The 17,510-nt window shown below is 44.0% G+C and carries 16 protein-coding genes; 13 read left to right on the top strand and 3 right to left on the bottom strand.

Translation table 11 applies throughout. The features are described from left to right. The first annotated feature begins 18 nt into the window (after positions 1–18). Entirely contained in the window at positions 19–1,056 is a 1,038-nt protein-coding gene (locus tag Xentx_RS06170; RefSeq protein ID WP_074019393.1) for a zinc-dependent alcohol dehydrogenase family protein, read from the top strand. 135 nt (positions 1,057–1,191) lie between these two features. Here Xentx_RS06170 and hpaR read toward each other — a convergent pair whose 3' ends face one another. Further along, positions 1,192–1,641 carry a homoprotocatechuate degradation operon regulator HpaR gene (gene hpaR / locus Xentx_RS06165; RefSeq protein ID WP_074019392.1) on the bottom strand — a complete coding sequence of 150 codons (450 nt, stop codon included), beginning with the start codon at positions 1,639–1,641 and terminating at the stop codon, positions 1,192–1,194. 388 nt (positions 1,642–2,029) lie between these two features. Here hpaR and Xentx_RS06160 point away from each other — a divergent pair, with 388 nt between their 5' ends. The 10 genes from Xentx_RS06160 to hpaA all read left to right on the top strand — a co-directional run bounded on the left by Xentx_RS06160 (position 2,030) and on the right by hpaA (position 11,810). Beyond that, complete coding sequence (locus tag Xentx_RS06160) at positions 2,030–2,662, top strand: fumarylacetoacetate hydrolase family protein (protein ID WP_074019391.1); 633 nt, start codon at positions 2,030–2,032, stop codon at positions 2,660–2,662. After that, positions 2,659–3,423 carry a fumarylacetoacetate hydrolase family protein gene (locus tag Xentx_RS06155; RefSeq protein ID WP_074019390.1) on the top strand — a complete coding sequence of 255 codons (765 nt, stop codon included), beginning with the start codon at positions 2,659–2,661 and terminating at the stop codon, positions 3,421–3,423. Before Xentx_RS06160 ends, Xentx_RS06155 begins: the two co-directional genes overlap by 4 nt. Then, positions 3,420–4,886 (top strand): 5-carboxymethyl-2-hydroxymuconate semialdehyde dehydrogenase, encoded by a 1,467-nt coding sequence (gene hpaE, locus Xentx_RS06150; protein WP_074019389.1) that lies wholly within the window; start codon positions 3,420–3,422, stop codon positions 4,884–4,886. Before Xentx_RS06155 ends, hpaE begins: the two co-directional genes overlap by 4 nt. Positions 4,887–4,918: 32 nt before the next feature. Then, entirely contained in the window at positions 4,919–5,800 is an 882-nt protein-coding gene (gene hpaD / locus Xentx_RS06145) for a 3,4-dihydroxyphenylacetate 2,3-dioxygenase (protein WP_074019388.1), read from the top strand. A gap of 12 nt (positions 5,801–5,812) precedes the next feature. Then, entirely contained in the window at positions 5,813–6,202 is a 390-nt protein-coding gene (locus Xentx_RS06140; protein ID WP_074019387.1) for a 5-carboxymethyl-2-hydroxymuconate Delta-isomerase, read from the top strand. Between the two features lie 21 nt (positions 6,203–6,223). Beyond that, positions 6,224–7,696 carry an NAD-dependent succinate-semialdehyde dehydrogenase gene (locus tag Xentx_RS06135; RefSeq protein ID WP_074019386.1) on the top strand — a complete coding sequence of 491 codons (1,473 nt, stop codon included), beginning with the start codon at positions 6,224–6,226 and terminating at the stop codon, positions 7,694–7,696. 5 nt (positions 7,697–7,701) lie between these two features. Then, entirely contained in the window at positions 7,702–8,505 is an 804-nt protein-coding gene (gene hpaH / locus Xentx_RS06130; protein WP_074019385.1) for a 2-oxo-hept-4-ene-1,7-dioate hydratase, read from the top strand. Positions 8,506–8,523: 18 nt separating this feature from the next. After that, the gene (gene hpaI / locus Xentx_RS06125) at positions 8,524–9,291 is read left to right on the top strand and encodes a 4-hydroxy-2-oxoheptanedioate aldolase (protein ID WP_074019384.1); all 768 of its coding nucleotides are present in this window, start codon (positions 8,524–8,526) and stop codon (positions 9,289–9,291) included. A gap of 189 nt (positions 9,292–9,480) precedes the next feature. After that, entirely contained in the window at positions 9,481–10,848 is a 1,368-nt protein-coding gene (hpaX, locus tag Xentx_RS06120; RefSeq protein ID WP_074019383.1) for a 4-hydroxyphenylacetate permease, read from the top strand. A gap of 47 nt (positions 10,849–10,895) precedes the next feature. Continuing rightward, positions 10,896–11,810, top strand: a complete 915-nt coding sequence (gene hpaA, locus Xentx_RS06115) for a 4-hydroxyphenylacetate catabolism regulatory protein HpaA (RefSeq protein ID WP_074019382.1) — start codon at positions 10,896–10,898, stop codon at positions 11,808–11,810. A gap of 237 nt (positions 11,811–12,047) precedes the next feature. Here hpaA and Xentx_RS06110 read toward each other — a convergent pair whose 3' ends face one another. Both Xentx_RS06110 and Xentx_RS06105 read right to left on the bottom strand, forming a co-directional pair. Next, entirely contained in the window at positions 12,048–13,022 is a 975-nt protein-coding gene (locus tag Xentx_RS06110) for an AEC family transporter (protein ID WP_074019381.1), read from the bottom strand. A gap of 68 nt (positions 13,023–13,090) precedes the next feature. Next, positions 13,091–14,320, bottom strand: a complete 1,230-nt coding sequence (locus Xentx_RS06105) for a beta/alpha barrel domain-containing protein (RefSeq protein ID WP_074019380.1) — start codon at positions 14,318–14,320, stop codon at positions 13,091–13,093. 140 nt (positions 14,321–14,460) lie between these two features. Between Xentx_RS06105 and Xentx_RS06100 the strand changes: the two genes are divergently transcribed. Both Xentx_RS06100 and hpaB read left to right on the top strand, forming a co-directional pair. Continuing rightward, on the top strand, positions 14,461–15,354 hold the full coding sequence (locus tag Xentx_RS06100) for a LysR family transcriptional regulator (protein ID WP_074019379.1): 894 nt from the start codon (positions 14,461–14,463) through the stop codon (positions 15,352–15,354). A gap of 580 nt (positions 15,355–15,934) precedes the next feature. Then, positions 15,935–17,497 carry a 4-hydroxyphenylacetate 3-monooxygenase, oxygenase component gene (hpaB, locus tag Xentx_RS06095; RefSeq protein WP_074019378.1) on the top strand — a complete coding sequence of 521 codons (1,563 nt, stop codon included), beginning with the start codon at positions 15,935–15,937 and terminating at the stop codon, positions 17,495–17,497. The last annotated feature ends 13 nt before the right edge of the window (positions 17,498–17,510 follow it).

Below are 17,510 nucleotides of genomic sequence, written 5' to 3'. Positions count from 1 at the left end.
ACCTGTGAAGGGGGTTATATGAAAGCACTTGTTTATCATGGAGCCGGAAAAAAATGCTGGGAAGAAAAAACACCGCCTCAACTCATTGAACCAACAGATGCTATCGTCCGCATCGTCAAAACCACCATCTGTGGCACAGATCTGCATATCCTCAAGGGAGACGTTCCCACTGTCGAGCAAGGCCGAACTTTGGGTCATGAAGGTATTGGGATCGTTGAATCAATTGGGGAATCTGTCCGCAATATCAAAGTCGGCGATAAAGTGATTATTTCCTGTATCACCGTTTGTGGTAGTTGTGCCTATTGTAAGCGCCAGCTTTATGCACACTGTAAAGATGGTGGCTGGATCTTGGGACATAAAATTGATGGTACACAGGCAGAAAAAGTACGTATTCCTCATGCTGATAATAGCCTGCATCGTCTGCCAGAAGGTGTTGATGAAAAAGCGGCGTTAATGCTCAGCGATATTCTGCCAACAGGTCTTGAAATTGGTGTTATCAACGGCAAGGTTCAACCAGGACAGACTATCGCCTTAATTGGTGCAGGGCCAGTCGGGTTATCAGCATTACTGGCATCACAATTTTACTCGCCGGCACATATCATCATGATCGATACTGATGATAACCGCCTTAGCGTCGCCCAGCAGTTTGGTGCTAACACGGTTATCAACCCGGCAAAACAAAACGTCGTTGACGCCATCAACAAACTGACTGATGGTATTGGTGTAGACGTCGCCATTGAGTGTGTGGGGATCCCCGCAACCTTCAAAATATGTCAGGACATCATCGCAGCAGGAGGAGCCATCGCCAATGTTGGTGTCCACGGCAAATCCGTCGACCTACATCTGGAAAGCCTCTGGATCAAAAATATTACCATTACCACGGGACTGGTAAACACAAGCAGTACACCCATGCTGCTGAAGAGCGTTCAATCCGGCAAAATTGCACCTGAAAAGCTGATCACTCATCATTATCCATTAAGTGAAATAGAAACCGCTTATGAAGTATTTGGTAATGCAGCCCAAGAGAAGGCATTGAAAATTGTCCTGTCAGCATAATTATGGGTAATGCATTTCGAATGATATAGAAAAGCCGCCGCAATATACTGCATCAACGCTCTTATGCAATTCATTACGGCGGCCTTTATACTGACTTGATTAGCTAACTAATTAATATATTAACAAACCTTCAATCTACAGTTCGCGCTCTTCATCCAAATCTGCTTGAGAGAGGTTCCCGATAGCAATAAATTCATCCAATAACCCTAAAAGTTGGGACAATTTTTCTGGAGAAAAAGCGTCCTCAATTGCCTTATATCCCTCAGAAATTTGCCCTTTTGCTTGTTCATAGAGTTCCTGGCCAGCCGGAGTCAAAGAAACATACAGCTTACGCTGATCATTCATAGGCTTCAGGCGGAAGATAAGCCCATCACGCTCCATACGTGTCAGAATGCCTGTCAGGCTTGGACGCAAGATACAAGTGAGACAAGCTAAGTCATGAAAATCAATAGAACGGCTACTCGCAAGTACACGAATAATACGCCATTGTTGCTCAGTTAAATTATAGCTCTTCAAAATAGGCCGAAAAAAACCCATAGCGGTTTCTCTCGCTTGAAGCAATGCAATTGTTAAGGATTCATGCATAAGTAAAAGTGACTCTTTAGTTAATCGCTAGTCATTTTCTATAAGTTCAATGCCCACGCTATTTATTATAGACAACATGAACACCAAAAAGCCTAACATGCTCAAAATCATCCACAAAGAGGAAAGACTTCAACATTAACAAATAAATAAAACTATCCCACCCTTAAAAAGTTAAAAAAAAGTTAAATCCAATCTCAAATGACCTTGATTAAAAATATAACAAGCTGATCTTTATGTAGTAAAAATAATCATCAATAAAGTGTTGTTACATAGATCACAATTAAAATTAACAACACCTTTAACATATTGAAGATTGCTCACACATGGTTTATTAATATATTAATAAGCAAGCTTGCAAACACGTCATCCAGGTTTCGAGGAGTTGTCTATGAAAGGCACTGTCTTTGCCGTTGCCCTCAACCATAGCAGCCAGATCAATTTCTGGCATGAGGCATTTAATAAAGAACCTTATAAAATACCACCCAAAACGCCTATTTGGTTTATCAAACCCCGTAATACCGTGATTAATTCAGAGGATATTATTCCTCATCCTGTCGGAGAAACAATACAAAGCGGCGCAACCCTGGCACTGTTGATTGGAAAAACAGCACGCAAAATTTCAATTCAAGATGCCGAACAATATATTGCTGGTTACGCATTGGCAAACGAAGTTAGCCTGCCTGAAACGTCATTCTACCGCCCTGCCATTAAAGCAAAATGTCGGGACGGTTTTTGTCCGATAGGCCAAATGATCAAGACCCACTCAGTAGAATCACTCGATATCGTGACTGAAATCAACGGCCAGGAAGTTGATCGTTGGTCTACCCAAGATCTCATCCGTTCTGCACCAGAATTATTGGCAGCACTAAGCGAATTCGCCACCTTAAAAGAGGGTGATGCAATTCTATTAGGAACTCCCCACCAGCGCGTTACTCTCCATCCAGCCGATAAAGTCACGGTCAAGGCTAAGGGCTTCCCTGATTTGGAAAATAGCGTTGTATTAGCAGGAGGTCAGGCATGAGATACGCCAAAATTCATTATCAAGGCCAGAATCTTAATGTCACCGTTGACGAACAAGAAAATGTCCTCTTGCCAGATGGAAATAGAGTAAGCGGTGAAGAGGTTGTATGGCTTCCTCCTGCCAGCGGAACGCTATTCGCGTTGGGGCTAAATTATGCCGATCACGCAACAGAGCTGGAATTTAAGCCACCAGAAGAACCACTGGTATTTATCAAGGCAGCCAATAGCTTAACCGGTCACTGTCAGGTTTCTGTCCGTCCTGATAATGTGGAATATATGCATTATGAAGCAGAATTGGTTGTCGTGATAGGTAAACCCGCTCACAAAGTTTCCAGAGAAGAGGCCATGAATTACGTTGCGGGTTATACCGTTTGTAACGATTACGCCATTCGTGATTATCTGGAAAATTACTATCGTCCTAATCTACGGGTAAAAAGTCGCGATACGCTCACTCCAATCGGTCCGTGGATCATAGACCAACAGCAGATCGCTGACCCGCACAATCTAACCTTGAAAACATGGGTGAACGGTGAACTCCGTCAACAAGGTACAACCGCCGATTTGATCTTCGACATTCCCTTCTTAATCACCTATCTCAGCGATTTCATGACATTGCAACCAGGCGACATGATCGCTACCGGAACGCCCAAAGGGTTGTCCAATGTTGTTCCTGGAGATGAAGTCATCGTGGAAGTCGAAGGTGTTGGGCGCTTAGTTAATCGCATTGTCAGCCAGCAAGAATATGAGGAGAGTTTGTCATGACCATGATTAACCATTGGATCAACGGCAAGAATGTCGGCAGCAAAACCTATTTCACAACGACCAACCCTGCAACAGGCGAGGTGCTGGCTGAGGTTGCATCAGGCGGGCAGGAAGAGATCGCCCAAGCCGTTGCGGCTGCCAAACAAGCTTTCCCCAAATGGGCAAATACCCCAATGAAAGAACGCGCTCGTTTGATGCGCCGTTTGGGTGAATTAATCGACCAAAATGTTCCCGATATTGCAGCGATGGAAACCAAGGATACGGGTCTTCCCATCCATCAAACACAAAATGTCTTGATCCCACGGGCTTCACAAAATTTCAATTTCTTCGCTGAAATTTGCCAGCAGATGAACGGGCGTACTTATCCCGTTGATGACACAATGCTCAACTATACTTTAATCCAGCCGGTTGGTGTTTGCGCATTGATTTCCCCATGGAACGTGCCTTTTATGACGGCTACGTGGAAAGTCGCGCCTTGTCTGGCTCTGGGAAATACGGCCGTTTTGAAGATGTCCGAACTTTCTCCGTTGACGGCTAACCGTCTGGGAGAATTGGCGTTAGAAGCCGGAATTCCGGCTGGGGTATTAAATGTGGTACAGGGCTACGGTAACACCGCAGGCGATGCACTAGTAAAACATCATGATGTGCGCGCGGTCTCTTTCACCGGTGGGACAGCAACGGGTCGCCTGATCATGCAAAATGCCGGACTGAAAAAATACTCGATGGAATTAGGCGGAAAATCCCCTGTCCTCATTTTTGAAGATGCAGATATTGAACGCGCACTGGATGCCGCCCTGTTCACCATTTTTTCTCTCAATGGCGAACGCTGTACGGCAGGTTCCCGCATTTTCATCCAGGAAAGTATCTACCCCGAATTCGTCAAACGCTTTGCTGAACGCGCTAATCGGTTACGTGTCGGTGATCCCCAAGATCCGCAAACTCAGGTTGGCAGCCTGATAAGCCAGCAACACAGGGAAAAAGTCTCCAATTATATCCGGTTAGGAATCGAAGAAGGCGCCACACTGCTGGCTGGAGGCCCCGATAAACCCGCCGATTTACCTGTTCATCTGAAAAATGGCAACTTCTTACGCCCTACTGTCCTGGCAGATGTGGATAACCACATGCGCGTGGCACAAGAAGAGATCTTCGGCCCTGTAGCTTGTCTGCTGTCGTTCAAGAGTGAAGAAGATGGGCTGCGGATGGCCAATGACGTGGAATATGGCCTTGCCTCTTATATCTGGACACAAGATGTCAGCAAAGTTTTGCGCCTGGCACGTAGCATTGAGGCAGGCATGGTGTTTGTTAATTCCCAGAATGTTCGCGATCTTCGTCAACCATTTGGTGGCATAAAAGCTTCTGGTGTGGGACGTGAAGGCGGGGAATACAGTTTTGAAGTGTTTGCTGAAGTGAAGAACGTATGTATCTCAATGGGAGAGCACCCTATTCCTCGTTGGGGTGTTTGAATAACTGCCATCCTGATACCAAGTGAGGGTTTATGGGAAAGTTAGCGTTAGCAGCGAAAATTACACATGTGCCTTCTATGTACCTGTCTGAATTACCAGGCAAGCATCACGGTTGCCGACAAGGCGCTATTGATGGACACAAAGAGATCAGCCGACGCTGTCGTGAGATGGGTGTCGATACGATTATTGTCTTCGACACGCACTGGCTGGTTAACAGTGCCTATCATATTAACTGTTCTGACCATTTTTCCGGCATCTATACCAGTAATGAGTTGCCACATTTTATCCGCGATATGACCTATGAGTACGATGGCAACCCAAAGCTAGGCAGGATGATTGCGGAAGAAGCACGCCAGATGGGTGTTCGTGCCCAATCACACGAGATCCCAAGCCTGAAACTGGAATATGGCACGCTGGTGCCAATGCGTTATATGAACGGCGACCGCCATTTCAAGGTGATTTCAATTTCTGCCTTTTGTACTGTCCATGCATTTGAGGACAGCCGCAAACTGGGAGAGGCTATTTTACGGGCGATTGAGAAATACGATGGCACGGTTGCAGTATTGGCAAGCGGTTCTCTGTCACACAGTTTCATTGAAGATCAACGTGCTGAAGAAGGCATGAACAGCTATACCCGTGAGTTCGATGAACAGATGGATCGCCGTGTTGTTCAGCTTTGGAAGGAAGGCAAGTTCGATGAGTTCTGCAAAATGCTGCCGGAATATGCGCAATATTGTCGGGGAGAAGGCAACATGCATGATACTGTGATGCTACTGGGTCTGCTCGGATGGGACAAATATGACGGCAAAGTGGAGTTTTTGACAGAATTATTCGCCAGCTCAGGGACAGGACAGGTTAACGCGGTGTTCCCGCTGCCAGATTATATTGTTAATCAAAATAAAATGAATGCCTGACAGGAGAAAACTATGCCACATTTTTATGCTGAGTGTACTGAAAATATCCGTGAAGAAGCCAGATTGCCAGAGTTATTTACCAAAGTGAATCAGGCGCTGGCAGATACAGGGATTTTTCCGCTGGGCGGTATCCGCAGCCGTGCCATTTGGTTGGATACCTGGCAAATGGCGGATGGTAAACAAGATTATGCCTTCGTTCATATGACACTGAAAATTGGCGCCGGACGCAGCCTTGAAGATCGGCAAAAAGTCGGAGAAATGTTGTTTGGCTTAATCAAGGCGCATTTCAGTGAATTGATGGCACGGCGTTATCTGGGGCTCTCTTTCACTATGGAAGAACTCGATCCCATACTGAATTATAAATCCAATAATGTTCATAGCCTGTTTAAAGCAAAAGAGTAACGATTTTAGTGAGAGGAAACTATGGCAAATCATCTGGATACCCCATTGCTGCGTCAACAAGCCCATATCAATGGCCAATGGGTTGATGCAGAAAATAAAGCAACTTTTGCAGTGACTAACCCAGCTAATGGTGAAGTTATTGCTAATGTCAGTGATCTTGGCGCCAAAGAGACACAGTCTGCTATTGAAGCCGCCCAAAATGCCCTTCCTGCATGGCGATCACTGACAGCAAAACAGCGTAGCCAAATGCTCAAGCAATGGTTCCATCTGGTGATGGAAAACCAAACCGCCTTAGCAGAAATACTAAGTACGGAACAAGGCAAATCCCACACCGAGGCAATGGGAGAAATTGCTTACGGTGCTAGTTTTATCGAATGGTTCGCCGAGGAAGGCAAACGTATTTATGGCGAAACACTGCCTTCCCCAATGCCAGGCCGTCGTCTCGCTACCATCAAACAACCGGTTGGTGTCGTTGCAGCCATTACACCGTGGAATTTCCCCAATGCGATGATCACCCGTAAAGTTGCACCTGCTCTGGCTGCGGGATGCACAGTGGTTCTGAAACCTGCTGCTGAAACGCCCCTTTCTGCGCTGGCTTTAGTCGTCCTGGCGGAACAGGCCGGCATTCCGGCTGGAGTCTTCAATATCGTCACGGGAATGGATGCCAAAGCGATTGGCGAAGTGCTGACTTCAAGCCCTATCGTGCGGAAACTTTCGTTCACCGGCTCTACGCGGGTTGGTAAGTTATTAATGGCACAAAGTGCCGATACTGTGAAAAAACTTTCCCTCGAACTGGGTGGTAATGCACCTTTTATCGTGTTTGATGATGCCGATCTTGATGCTGCGGTAGAAGGTGCAATGGCTGCGAAATTCCGTAACAGCGGGCAAACTTGCGTTTGTGCCAACCGTATTTTGGTACAAGAAAGTATTTACGATGCGTTTGCAGAACGTCTGGCACATGCGGTGAAACAGCTTCATGTTGGGCCAGCTACTGATAGCTCATCACAACAAGGCCCACTGATTAATCAAGCAGCAGTAGAAAAAGTACGGGAGCATATCAGTGATGCGGTCTCCAATGGCGCACGCATTCTGGCAGGAGGAAAATCCCACCCACTGGGTGGTTTGTTCTTTGAGCCAACGGTATTGGCAGATGTTACCGATTCCATGTTAGTTGCTCACGAAGAAACTTTTGGTCCTCTGGCGCCACTACTCAAATTCCGTGATGAAGATGAAGCCATCCATATTGCCAACAACACTGAATTTGGCCTGGCCGCTTATTTCTATTCCCGCGACATTGGCCGAATTTACCGTGTGGCCGAAGCGCTGGAAAGTGGCATGGTAGGCATCAATGAAGGTTTGATCTCCAACGAAATTGCGCCATTTGGCGGTATCAAGCAATCGGGGCTGGGGCGTGAAGGTTCACGTTACGGTATTGAGGATTATCTGGAAGTGAAATACCTCTGTTTTGGAGGGTTGGAAGCTAAAGGAGCTTAACCCCTATGCTACAACAAGAAATCGTATCACGGGTCGCACGCCGTTTACATCAGGCAGAGCAAAGCCGTGAGCAAATCAGACAAATCTCCCTGGACTATCCAGAGATAACTATTGAGGATGCTTACGCCATTCAACGTGAATGGGTAGATTTAAAAATCAAGGAAGGCCGAATTCTCAAGGGACATAAGATTGGCCTGACATCTAAGGCCATGCAAGCCAGTTCACAGATTAGTGAACCGGATTATGGTGCCCTGCTGGATGATATGTTTTTTCAAGACGGCGGTGACATTTCTTGCGAACGTTTTATTGTGCCCCGTATTGAGGTCGAACTGGCTTTTGTGCTGGCAAAACCCCTGACTGGCCCAAACTGTACGCTGTTTGATGTGTATAACGCGACAGATTACGTTATTCCCGCACTGGAACTTATCGATGCCCGTTGTCACAACATCGATCCCGAAACACAGCGTCCACGCAAGGTATTCGATACGATTTCTGACAATGCCGCCAATGGCGGTGTGATTATTGGGGGGCGGCCGATCAAGGCAGATGAACTGGATCTGCGCTGGGTTAGTGCCCTGCTCTACCGTAATGGTGTGATTGAAGAATCCGGCGTGGCAGCAGCAGTGCTCAATCATCCCGCCAATGGTGTGGCATGGCTTGCCAATAAACTGGCACCGCATGGTGTTCAACTAGAAGCAGGCCAGATTATTCTGGCAGGCTCCTTTACCCGCCCTGTTCCTGCTCGTAAAGGTGATACCTTTCATGTGGATTATGGCGTGTTAGGTTCAATTAGCTGTCACTTTGTTTAAATCTATTGAGGTAACACCATGGATCAGCTAACAAACAAATTTAAACATGCTCTGAAAGCAGGGCATCCACAAATCGGATTATGGCTTGGGCTATGTAGTGGGTATAGCGCAGAAATACTGGCAGGAACGGGATTTGATTGGCTGTTGATTGATGGTGAACATGCTCCCAATGATATTTCCTCCATTCTTGCCCAATTACAGGGAATTGCCCCTTACCCAAGCCAGCCGGTTGTTCGTCCGGCATGGAATGATCCGGTGATCGTCAAACAGTTGCTGGATATTGGTGCACAAACGTTATTGTTCCCGATGATTCAAAATTCAGCGCAAGCACGTGAAGCGGTCAGGGCGACTCGCTATCCACCCGCAGGTATTCGTGGTGTAGGCAGTGCCCTGGCACGCGCTTCTCGCTGGAATCGCATTCCTGACTATTTGTCCCGTGCTAATGACGAAATATGTGTATTGGTGCAGGTAGAAACCCGTGAGGCCCTGCAAAACCTACCGGAAATAGCGGCTGTCGATGGTGTCGATGGCGTATTTATCGGTCCGGCAGATCTCAGTGCAGATATGGGACACATCGGTAACCCGCAACATCCTGAAGTCCAGTCTGCCATTGAACAAGCCATTGTTCAGATCCAGTCTTCCGGCAAGGCTGCTGGAATTTTGATGACCAATGTTGATGCAGCTAAACATTACCTCGATCTGGGTGCGCTATTTGTTGCCGTAGGGGTTGACACTATTCTGCTGACCGGAGCAGCCAACACGTTGGCAAGGCATTTCAGCAAATAATCGACAATGGTGTTTCGACAAAATAGTGTTTCGACAAAAATGATAACTCAATAATGGCTGATGTTACGCGCGACATCTGCCATTGCAGTTGAAGTTCCTAATTGCTGTGCAAACAACCATATATAGCCGATAGATTTTCAATCCCTGCAAAAAGGAAAACCAAGCAACTCACAAAACAAGGAAACAACAATGAGCATTTCACCTGACACTATACCAAAATCAGAAGATCCACCCCATCAACATAAAAAGCTGACCACCCAACAGCAAAGTGTCATCAATAAATTATTCCGACGCCTGATCCTCTTTCTCTTTGTCCTGTTCATTTTCTCTTTTCTGGATCGCATCAATATTGGCTTTGCGGGTTTGACAATGGGAAAAGATCTCGGATTAACATCCACCATGTTTGGTCTGGCCGCTACATTGTTTTACGCCACTTACGTCATTTTCGGCATTCCCAGCAATGTGATATTGAGCATTGTGGGAGCTCGCCGCTGGATTGCTACCATTATGGTGTTATGGGGGATCGCTTCCACCGCCACAATGTTTGCCACCGGCCCCACGAGCCTGTATATCTTGCGTATGCTGGTAGGTATTGCAGAAGCAGGCTTTTTGCCGGGTATTTTGGTTTATCTGACTTATTGGTTTCCAGCCTATTATCGCGCGCGTGCCAATGCGCTGTTTATGATCGCCATGCCTGTAACGATGGCGTTTGGTTCACTCATTTCCGGTTATATTTTGGCAATGGATGGCATCTGGAATCTGCGTGGCTGGCAGTGGTTGTTTTTGCTGGAAGGCTTCCCTTCTGTTTTGCTCGGTTTTGCTGTCTGGTTTTATCTGGATGATTCACCAGAAAAGGCCAAATGGTTAACTCGTGAAGATAAGCAATGCCTCCAAGAGATGATAGAAAACGATAAGCTTGCTATAACGCAGCCCAGTGAGCAGATGCAACAACAAAAAACCAGCTTATGGCGTGAAGTTTTTACCCCAATTGTATTAATGTACACCTTCGCTTATTTCTGTCTGACCAATACTTTAAGTGCTATTAATATCTGGACACCACAGATTATGCAGAGTTTCAATCAGGGCAGCAGCCATGTAATGATCGGCATTTTGACTGCCATTCCACAATTCTGCACTATTTTGGGTATGGTTTACTGGAGCCGCCGCTCAGACCGCCTGCAAGAACGCAAAATACATACGGCCTTGCCCTACCTGTTTGCTGCCGCAGGCTGGATTTTAACTTCACTGACTGATAACAGTATGGTGCAATTACTTGGGATCATTATGGCTTCCACCGGATCGTTTACGGCTATGGCAGTCTTCTGGACAACACCGGATCAATCGATCAGCTTGCGTGCCCGCGCAGTGGGGATCGCCGTGATCAATGCTACTGGTAATGTCGGCTCAGCCGTCAGCCCTCTGCTGATCGGTTGGTTAAAAGATCAAACAGGTAATTTCAGTGCTGGACTTTATTTCGTCGCTGGATTACTGATCATCGGGGCGTTAATTGTTTTTCTGATCCCAATGAAACATGCACGGCTACAGGTAACCTCGTAAATAACGAGCAACATGTTGATATACCTTAAAGGTACAGGAGAAAACCGATGCCTGCATCCAATACGCTCAGAGCCAACAAGTCCATCATTTCTAATATTGATATCAGCAAGGATTATGACGAAACCCAGGGATCGGATGATATTCACTATCAAACTTTTGGTCGCATGGCTGCATTTTTCGGGCGTGATATGCAGGCGCATCGCCATGATGGTTTTTTCCAGCTACATTATCTGGTGACAGGGCGGATCGAACTGCAATTAGACGAACAACATTATTCCGTACAAGCTCCGCTGTTTATCCTGACCCCACCTTCCGTTCCTCATGCTTTTTTTACTCAGGAAGATACCGACGGTTATGTACTGACCGTTCGTCAGGAACTGATTACACCATTACTCAGTTCGCTTTATCCCACCCATCGAGAACTGGTTGATATTCCAGCTATTTGTCTTTCCGTCGCGGATAAATACGATGAATTGGAAACATTCAACCATTATTGGGCACTGATTGGGCGTGAGTCTGCTAACCAATTTGCCGGACGAGAACAATCGCTGACTTTCCTGGCTCAATCTCTGTTTACCTTTTTGCTGCGTAGTATTCCCCTTGATGATCATCGTTCCGGTGGTGTCAGAGGAGAATTAAAATTGTTTCAGCACTTTAACCAATTGATTGATAAACACTATCATCAACATCTTGCCGTGCCAGAATATGCAGAAAAATTGAGAATTACCGAATCACGCCTAAAGGATATGTGCCGACGCTTTGCCAATCGACCACCCAAAAAACTGATCTTTGACCGACTACTGCGGGAAGCAAAACGGTTATTGCTGTTTAGTGATAGCCCCGTATTTGAGGTGGCGTATCAGCTTGGGTTTAAAGATCCTGCTTATTTTACCCGATTTTTTAATCGGTTAGTGGGGTGCTCACCGAGTGTTTGGCGAGAGAGGAATGTAATTGGGGAATAAAATAGGTTGTTGACATCCTCCTCACCTGAAGGACGAAGTTTTACGGCGCACTGGATAAAAGTGACTAAAAGGGAAGTCTTATATGCAGCGAGAACACCTCTAAATCTAGGTCGTGTATTCAAAACGTTGAATACACGACCGCCAAGATTATTGGCATATCAGTTATAACCTTAAGTATTACAGACATAACTAAAAAATAAGACGTTAATGCTGAGAAAATCGCTTACAGCTGTAGTACTAAGCACCTGAATGCCACTCTGGCAACAATTGTAAAATAGTTGGTATTGTTACCAGGGCAATAAGCAGAGAAATGATAATGGAAAAAGAAATAATTTCCTGTTTAAATCCATACTTATTAGCAAAAACATAAACTCCCGCTCCGATAGGCTGTGCAGCCATGACAATCGCGGTAATCAGCCAAATATTATTTGCCTGCTGCATACCGAATAGATAGTAAGCACAGATAAACGTAATCAACGGCTGTATCCCTAATTTAAGTAACAACATAGGTATAACCAGTTTTAACGCCTCTCCATTGATATGTTCTTTGACCTTCAGCCGAGATAACCCTAACCCCAAAGCGAACAATGCTGTTGGACCTGCAGCATTACCAAGAAATTCAGCAAATGTTTGCAAAAATATCGGAACGGGAATACCGAAGCAAACAAATATCAATCCCGCAATTACTGAGATCGTCAAGGGATTGCTCAATATCGTCTTTAATGCCCCAACGAAACTTTGGCTAATGGATATTCTTCCACCTGATTGACGGGTAGAAAAAATATCGTAAGTAATAATCACAGCCATGATGGCAGGAATATTATGCAATATTGTAGCAATAGCGGCAGGAAGCGCAGCGGATTCACCATAAACGGCAATCAGTATTGGAACCCCCATATATCCAGTTGTACCATAACATGCCCCCATACTTAGAATTGATGATTGTGGTAAACCAATACCCATGATTTTTGCCGCCAACATTCCCAAAACATACACTACACAAATACCAACAAGAGTGGCGGCAATAAAACCCCACTGTTGCAGCTCACTAATATCTGCACGAGCAATAGCAAGAAACAATAAGGCAGGGAGTGCAATATAGAGTACATAATCATTGATTAATTTATCGGAAAGCCCACTATCAGGACGCAAACGTCCAAAACAATACCCAATAAATATAACCAGAAATATTGGCGCAACTATCATAAACATTTAAATCCAACCCCATATTAGTTTAAAATATGACAACATACTCCCCCAAATTTAACTGGGGGAGTATGTTATTTTAAGAACTCCCTAGTATATTTTCCAACAGAAGATGTATATAAGACATCTGTAGCATAGAACTTATCTAACTGATTTCTAATTTGCTCAAATTCCTTTTCTTTTCTTGAATAAATTTCAACCAATATGCTATCAAATCTTTCTTTTACTTGCTGAACAAGACCAGGATCATTCGCAGCATCAAACAATCCTTCATCAGACATGATTTTTTGTAATGTTGCATCATGTAATCCTGTACTGTTCAAAAAATAAGGAATATCACGAGCAGCGCCAAGGAATGAAGGAATATTAGCTACTCCCATATTTTCTTGCTCAACAATATGTCCACTGACTGGTCTATACAAATCAGGAATAGATAAAAATGTACGCTCAGTCAACCGTGCTGCATCCAATACAAGAGAACTATCAATATATTTACTATTAATAGAAATTGATTTCTCTTTGAAAATAAAATTTAGAATTTCAATTGCGGGCAACCCAGATCTATTTCCAGTACCAGCAAATCCTCCTTCAATTAAATTGAAGCCGTTATAAATAGATACTAAAGCATTTTGTAATCCCAAACCTCTATCATTATGGGCATGCAAGCAAAAATTAACTAAAGGGTAATCATGACGTAGGTTAGCAGCCAATATAGCCATTGCTTCAGGATATATCGTTCCTAATGAATCATTAATTCGAACTACATTGATATCCATATGTAGTGTTCGATCAATCTCTTTTATTATTTTTTCATAAGATACTTCATCCACTCCTGAACTAAAATTGTTTAGCAAACTCACCCTAAAATTTGTAAAACCATAGCCACGAAGTTCCTCCGTTGCTCTTTCAAATGTTTTTTCATCTGATTTATGTGAAACCATTCCAAAGCTGATAGTTACATATTTTTTAAATTCATCAGGAAAATATTTAAATTGCTTCATAAGAGGTTCATGGCAATTTAATAGCATTATAAACGAAAATTTAGCATCAGATGGAAGTTTATCTTGATGAACAAGTTGCTTTATAACAGAGGCTAAATCTGTTGGGTCTTTTGGACCAGAACCAAAAACAATGTCTCTTATTCCTGTTTTAAATATAGTTGATATTAAAGGTATTTTTCTATCTGTTTGAACCGAAAAAGGACATCTTTCAGATCCTTCTCTCAGCGTTTCATCCAAAATACCATCAATATTAAAATTTGAGAATCGTGGTTTATGATTCTTAGGTAGTGTCAATAAAGCCATGTCGTAACCTCTTTCTTAATTTAATTAAAAAATATTCGGCCTAACAATGTTGCTTGAATGTTCTTATTTTGTTAAATTAATAATTTCTATTTTATTATTGAATTTATCAATAATTCAATAATAATGACAAGGGCGGTGCTATGAAGCAGGATATTAGTACTAATCGTTTCGATGGACGCAGTATTACTCTTGAGCAATTACGTGCTTTTGTGTTTGTTGCTACACATGGGGGATTTGCTAAAGCTGGTGAAGAACTGGGAAGGACACAATCTACACTCAGCTTCAGTATTAAACGGCTTGAAGACAATATCGGTTGTCGTTTAATCGATAGACGTCATGGGTATATTATCGGATTAACTCATGAGGGAAAGCAGCTTTTACCTGCAGCAAAGGAAATTCTTTCCCGTATGACGCAAGCGCTACAATTAGTGAAAAAGCTCCAATTGAGAGGCAAAATTACGCTCGGTGTACCTAACGATTTCAGTATTACAAAACTGCACAAAGCAATTTCTTACTATCTGGCTGAACATCCTGAATTGAAAATAGAGATTACTGCAGCCTCATCGCCTGTACTTTCTGCGCTATTGGAAAACCAACAATTAGATATGGCGATAACAAAAGAAATAGCAGGACGGCCGATTAACACCAATGATAAAAGTATTTTACTCATTGAGTCATTGCATTGGGTTGCCTCAAAATACTTATATTTCAGAGAATTACAAGAAATCCCTCTGGTTATTTTTCCCAAAGGTTGCATCATCCGCCAATATGCTATAAAAACGCTGGAACATGTGAATAAACCGTACTTCTTTTCATATGTCAGTTCTTCATTTGAAAACATAAAAAGTGCAATAGCATATGGGTTAGGAATTGGATTATTGCCACGTAGTGTATTAACCGATGACCAATGTATATTATCCACAGAACATGGAGTACCCAGTGTTCCAGCCATTCAGCTTGTTTTACATGTTGCAGTTCAGGGTGATTTACACACACTTTTCGCTGATTATCTGCGTTCCTCATTATCAGAATAATGACGGTATAATCACAGAGCAAACTGGCACTGGATGATTGTTTGACCAAGAAACTATTGGAAAGCGATCTTTACCAGCGGTTCGTTATACATAACTCTTCACCAGCCATGTATTGATTAGCGGGGAAAAAGATTAAATACATCCGGGTATGGCCGTTTTAGGATCACCACTCACGATTTCACTGATCACATTCAATGCAGGTATCCCCGCTTTTACAGGTTTCCACCACTGGCAGAAGTCGGGAACGGTACTGTTCACCCGGTAGGAACTTGTCCCAAAGCAAATTTTTCGCATGAGTTACAGAACTGTGGCAAGGGAAAGAATCTTCAGAAACATAGCCAACTATGTAACTGGGAGTGAGAAAGCAGAAAAATAATTATTATCAAAACACAAAGCCGATCACATTTACGCAACAAACTCTCTGCTTTTATCGAAAAGTACCAGTAAATCCTCCGAAAGTCTCTTCAAGAGGAGCCGTTTAGTCGCTTCAATCAAACAGTGAAAGAAACATAAAATTAACAACCATCCCCATATGGATAACAAATCAAAATAAGGGGATTTTTTGGAGTATGAGGTTGCTATGAGACTAGAAAATTTGCGTGCTGATCATAAACGCCCATTTACCAGTAAAGAATACCTGAGTTCACTTCAGGATAGCCGCGAAATTTACATCTATGGTGAACGGGTCAAAGATGTCACAACACATCCTGCTTTCCGCAATGCGGCTGCTTCAATTGGTCAACTGTATGATGCCCTTCATGCTCCAGAAACCCGCGATGTACTCTGCTGGGATACCGATACTGGAAGTGGTGGCTACACACATAAATTCTTCCGCTTCGCCACCAGCGCTGATGATATCCGCCAACAGCGTGATGCCATTGCCGAATGGTCACGCCTGACCTACGGCTGGATGGGACGTTCACCCGATTATAAAGCGGCATTCTGCTGCTCATTGGGTGCTTATCCTGAATATTATGGACAATTCGCTGACAATGCCCGTATCTGGTATAAGCGCATTCAGGAAAGCTGCATCTATTTCAACCATGCGATTGTTAATCCACCGATTGATCGCCATATGCCAGCCGATCAGGTCAAAGATGTTTTTATCAAGATAGAAAAAGAGACAGACGCCGGCGTGATTGTCAGTGGCGCTAAAGTCGTCGCAACCAATTCAGCCCTGACTCACTATAATTTCATCGGTTTTGGCTCTGCACAGGTTATCGGGGATAACCCTGATTTTGCCCTTATGTTTGTTGCGCCAATGGATGCCGATGGCGTGAAATTAATTTCCCGCGCCTCTTATGAATTGGTGGCCGGTGCTACTGGCTCCCCCTTTGATTATCCCCTTTCCAGTCGGTTTGATGAAAATGACGCCATTCTGGTGATGGATAAGGTATTAATTCCGTGGGAAAATGTGTTAATTTATCGCGATTTTGATCGAGCCCGTAATTGGGCAGTGCAAAGTGGTTTTGCGCGGCTATTTCCCATGCAAGCTTGCGTACGCCTTGCCGTTAAACTGGATTTCATTACGGCATTGTTGCAAAAAAGCCTTGAATGCACTGGCGTGGTGGAATTCCGCGGTGTTCAGGCCGATCTGGGAGAAGTCGTTGCATGGCGCAATTTGTTTTGGTCACTGACAGATGCGATGTGGGCAGAAGCCAAGCAATGGGAAAATGGCGCCTATCTGCCCGATACCCAAGCCATTCAAACTTATCGCGTGATGGCTCCCATGGCTTACACAAAAATCAAAAATATTATTGAAAGCAATGTCACCAGCGGTTTGATTTATCTGCCATCCAGTATACGTGACATGAATAATCCAGAGATCAATAAGTATCTTGAAAAATATGTCCGTGGCTCTAATGGGATTGACCATGTGGAACGAATCAAGATTTTGAAATTAATGTGGGATGCCATTGGCAGTGAATTCGGTGGTCGCCATGAATTATACGAAATTAATTATGCCGGCAGTCAGGACGAAATTCGCCTACAATGTCTGCGTCACGCCTATGGCTCCGGCAATATGAAAAAAATGACAGAATTGGTGGATCGCTGTCTTTCTGACTATGATGTGAATGGCTGGACCCGTCCCCACTTACACAATAACTGTGATATTAACCTGTTAGATAAGCTGCTGAAATAAATCAGTAGTAGGA

It is taken from the genome of Xenorhabdus thuongxuanensis (assembly GCF_001908095.1).
In the GTDB taxonomy this organism is placed as follows: Bacteria; Pseudomonadota; Gammaproteobacteria; order Enterobacterales; family Enterobacteriaceae; genus Xenorhabdus; species Xenorhabdus thuongxuanensis.
The sequence above is the reverse complement of the archived record's forward strand: the minus strand, read 5'-3'. Positions and strand labels throughout refer to the sequence as shown.

Excerpts from the sequence above, each read along its gene's own strand:
- Xentx_RS06170 (WP_074019393.1), top strand. The coding sequence starts at position 19 with ATGAAAGCACTTGTTTATCATGGAGCCGGAAAAAAATGCTGGGAAGAA.
- hpaR (WP_074019392.1), bottom strand. The coding sequence starts at position 1,641 with ATGCATGAATCCTTAACAATTGCATTGCTTCAAGCGAGAGAAACCGCT.
- Xentx_RS06160 (WP_074019391.1), top strand. The coding sequence starts at position 2,030 with ATGAAAGGCACTGTCTTTGCCGTTGCCCTCAACCATAGCAGCCAGATC.
- Xentx_RS06155 (WP_074019390.1), top strand. The coding sequence starts at position 2,659 with ATGAGATACGCCAAAATTCATTATCAAGGCCAGAATCTTAATGTCACC.
- hpaE (WP_074019389.1), top strand. The coding sequence starts at position 3,420 with ATGACCATGATTAACCATTGGATCAACGGCAAGAATGTCGGCAGCAAA.
- hpaD (WP_074019388.1), top strand. The coding sequence starts at position 4,919 with ATGGGAAAGTTAGCGTTAGCAGCGAAAATTACACATGTGCCTTCTATG.
- Xentx_RS06140 (WP_074019387.1), top strand. The coding sequence starts at position 5,813 with ATGCCACATTTTTATGCTGAGTGTACTGAAAATATCCGTGAAGAAGCC.
- Xentx_RS06135 (WP_074019386.1), top strand. The coding sequence starts at position 6,224 with ATGGCAAATCATCTGGATACCCCATTGCTGCGTCAACAAGCCCATATC.
- hpaH (WP_074019385.1), top strand. The coding sequence starts at position 7,702 with ATGCTACAACAAGAAATCGTATCACGGGTCGCACGCCGTTTACATCAG.
- hpaI (WP_074019384.1), top strand. The coding sequence starts at position 8,524 with ATGGATCAGCTAACAAACAAATTTAAACATGCTCTGAAAGCAGGGCAT.
- hpaX (WP_074019383.1), top strand. The coding sequence starts at position 9,481 with ATGAGCATTTCACCTGACACTATACCAAAATCAGAAGATCCACCCCAT.
- hpaA (WP_074019382.1), top strand. The coding sequence starts at position 10,896 with ATGCCTGCATCCAATACGCTCAGAGCCAACAAGTCCATCATTTCTAAT.
- Xentx_RS06110 (WP_074019381.1), bottom strand. The coding sequence starts at position 13,022 with ATGTTTATGATAGTTGCGCCAATATTTCTGGTTATATTTATTGGGTAT.
- Xentx_RS06105 (WP_074019380.1), bottom strand. The coding sequence starts at position 14,320 with ATGGCTTTATTGACACTACCTAAGAATCATAAACCACGATTCTCAAAT.
- Xentx_RS06100 (WP_074019379.1), top strand. The coding sequence starts at position 14,461 with ATGAAGCAGGATATTAGTACTAATCGTTTCGATGGACGCAGTATTACT.
- hpaB (WP_074019378.1), top strand. The coding sequence starts at position 15,935 with ATGAGACTAGAAAATTTGCGTGCTGATCATAAACGCCCATTTACCAGT.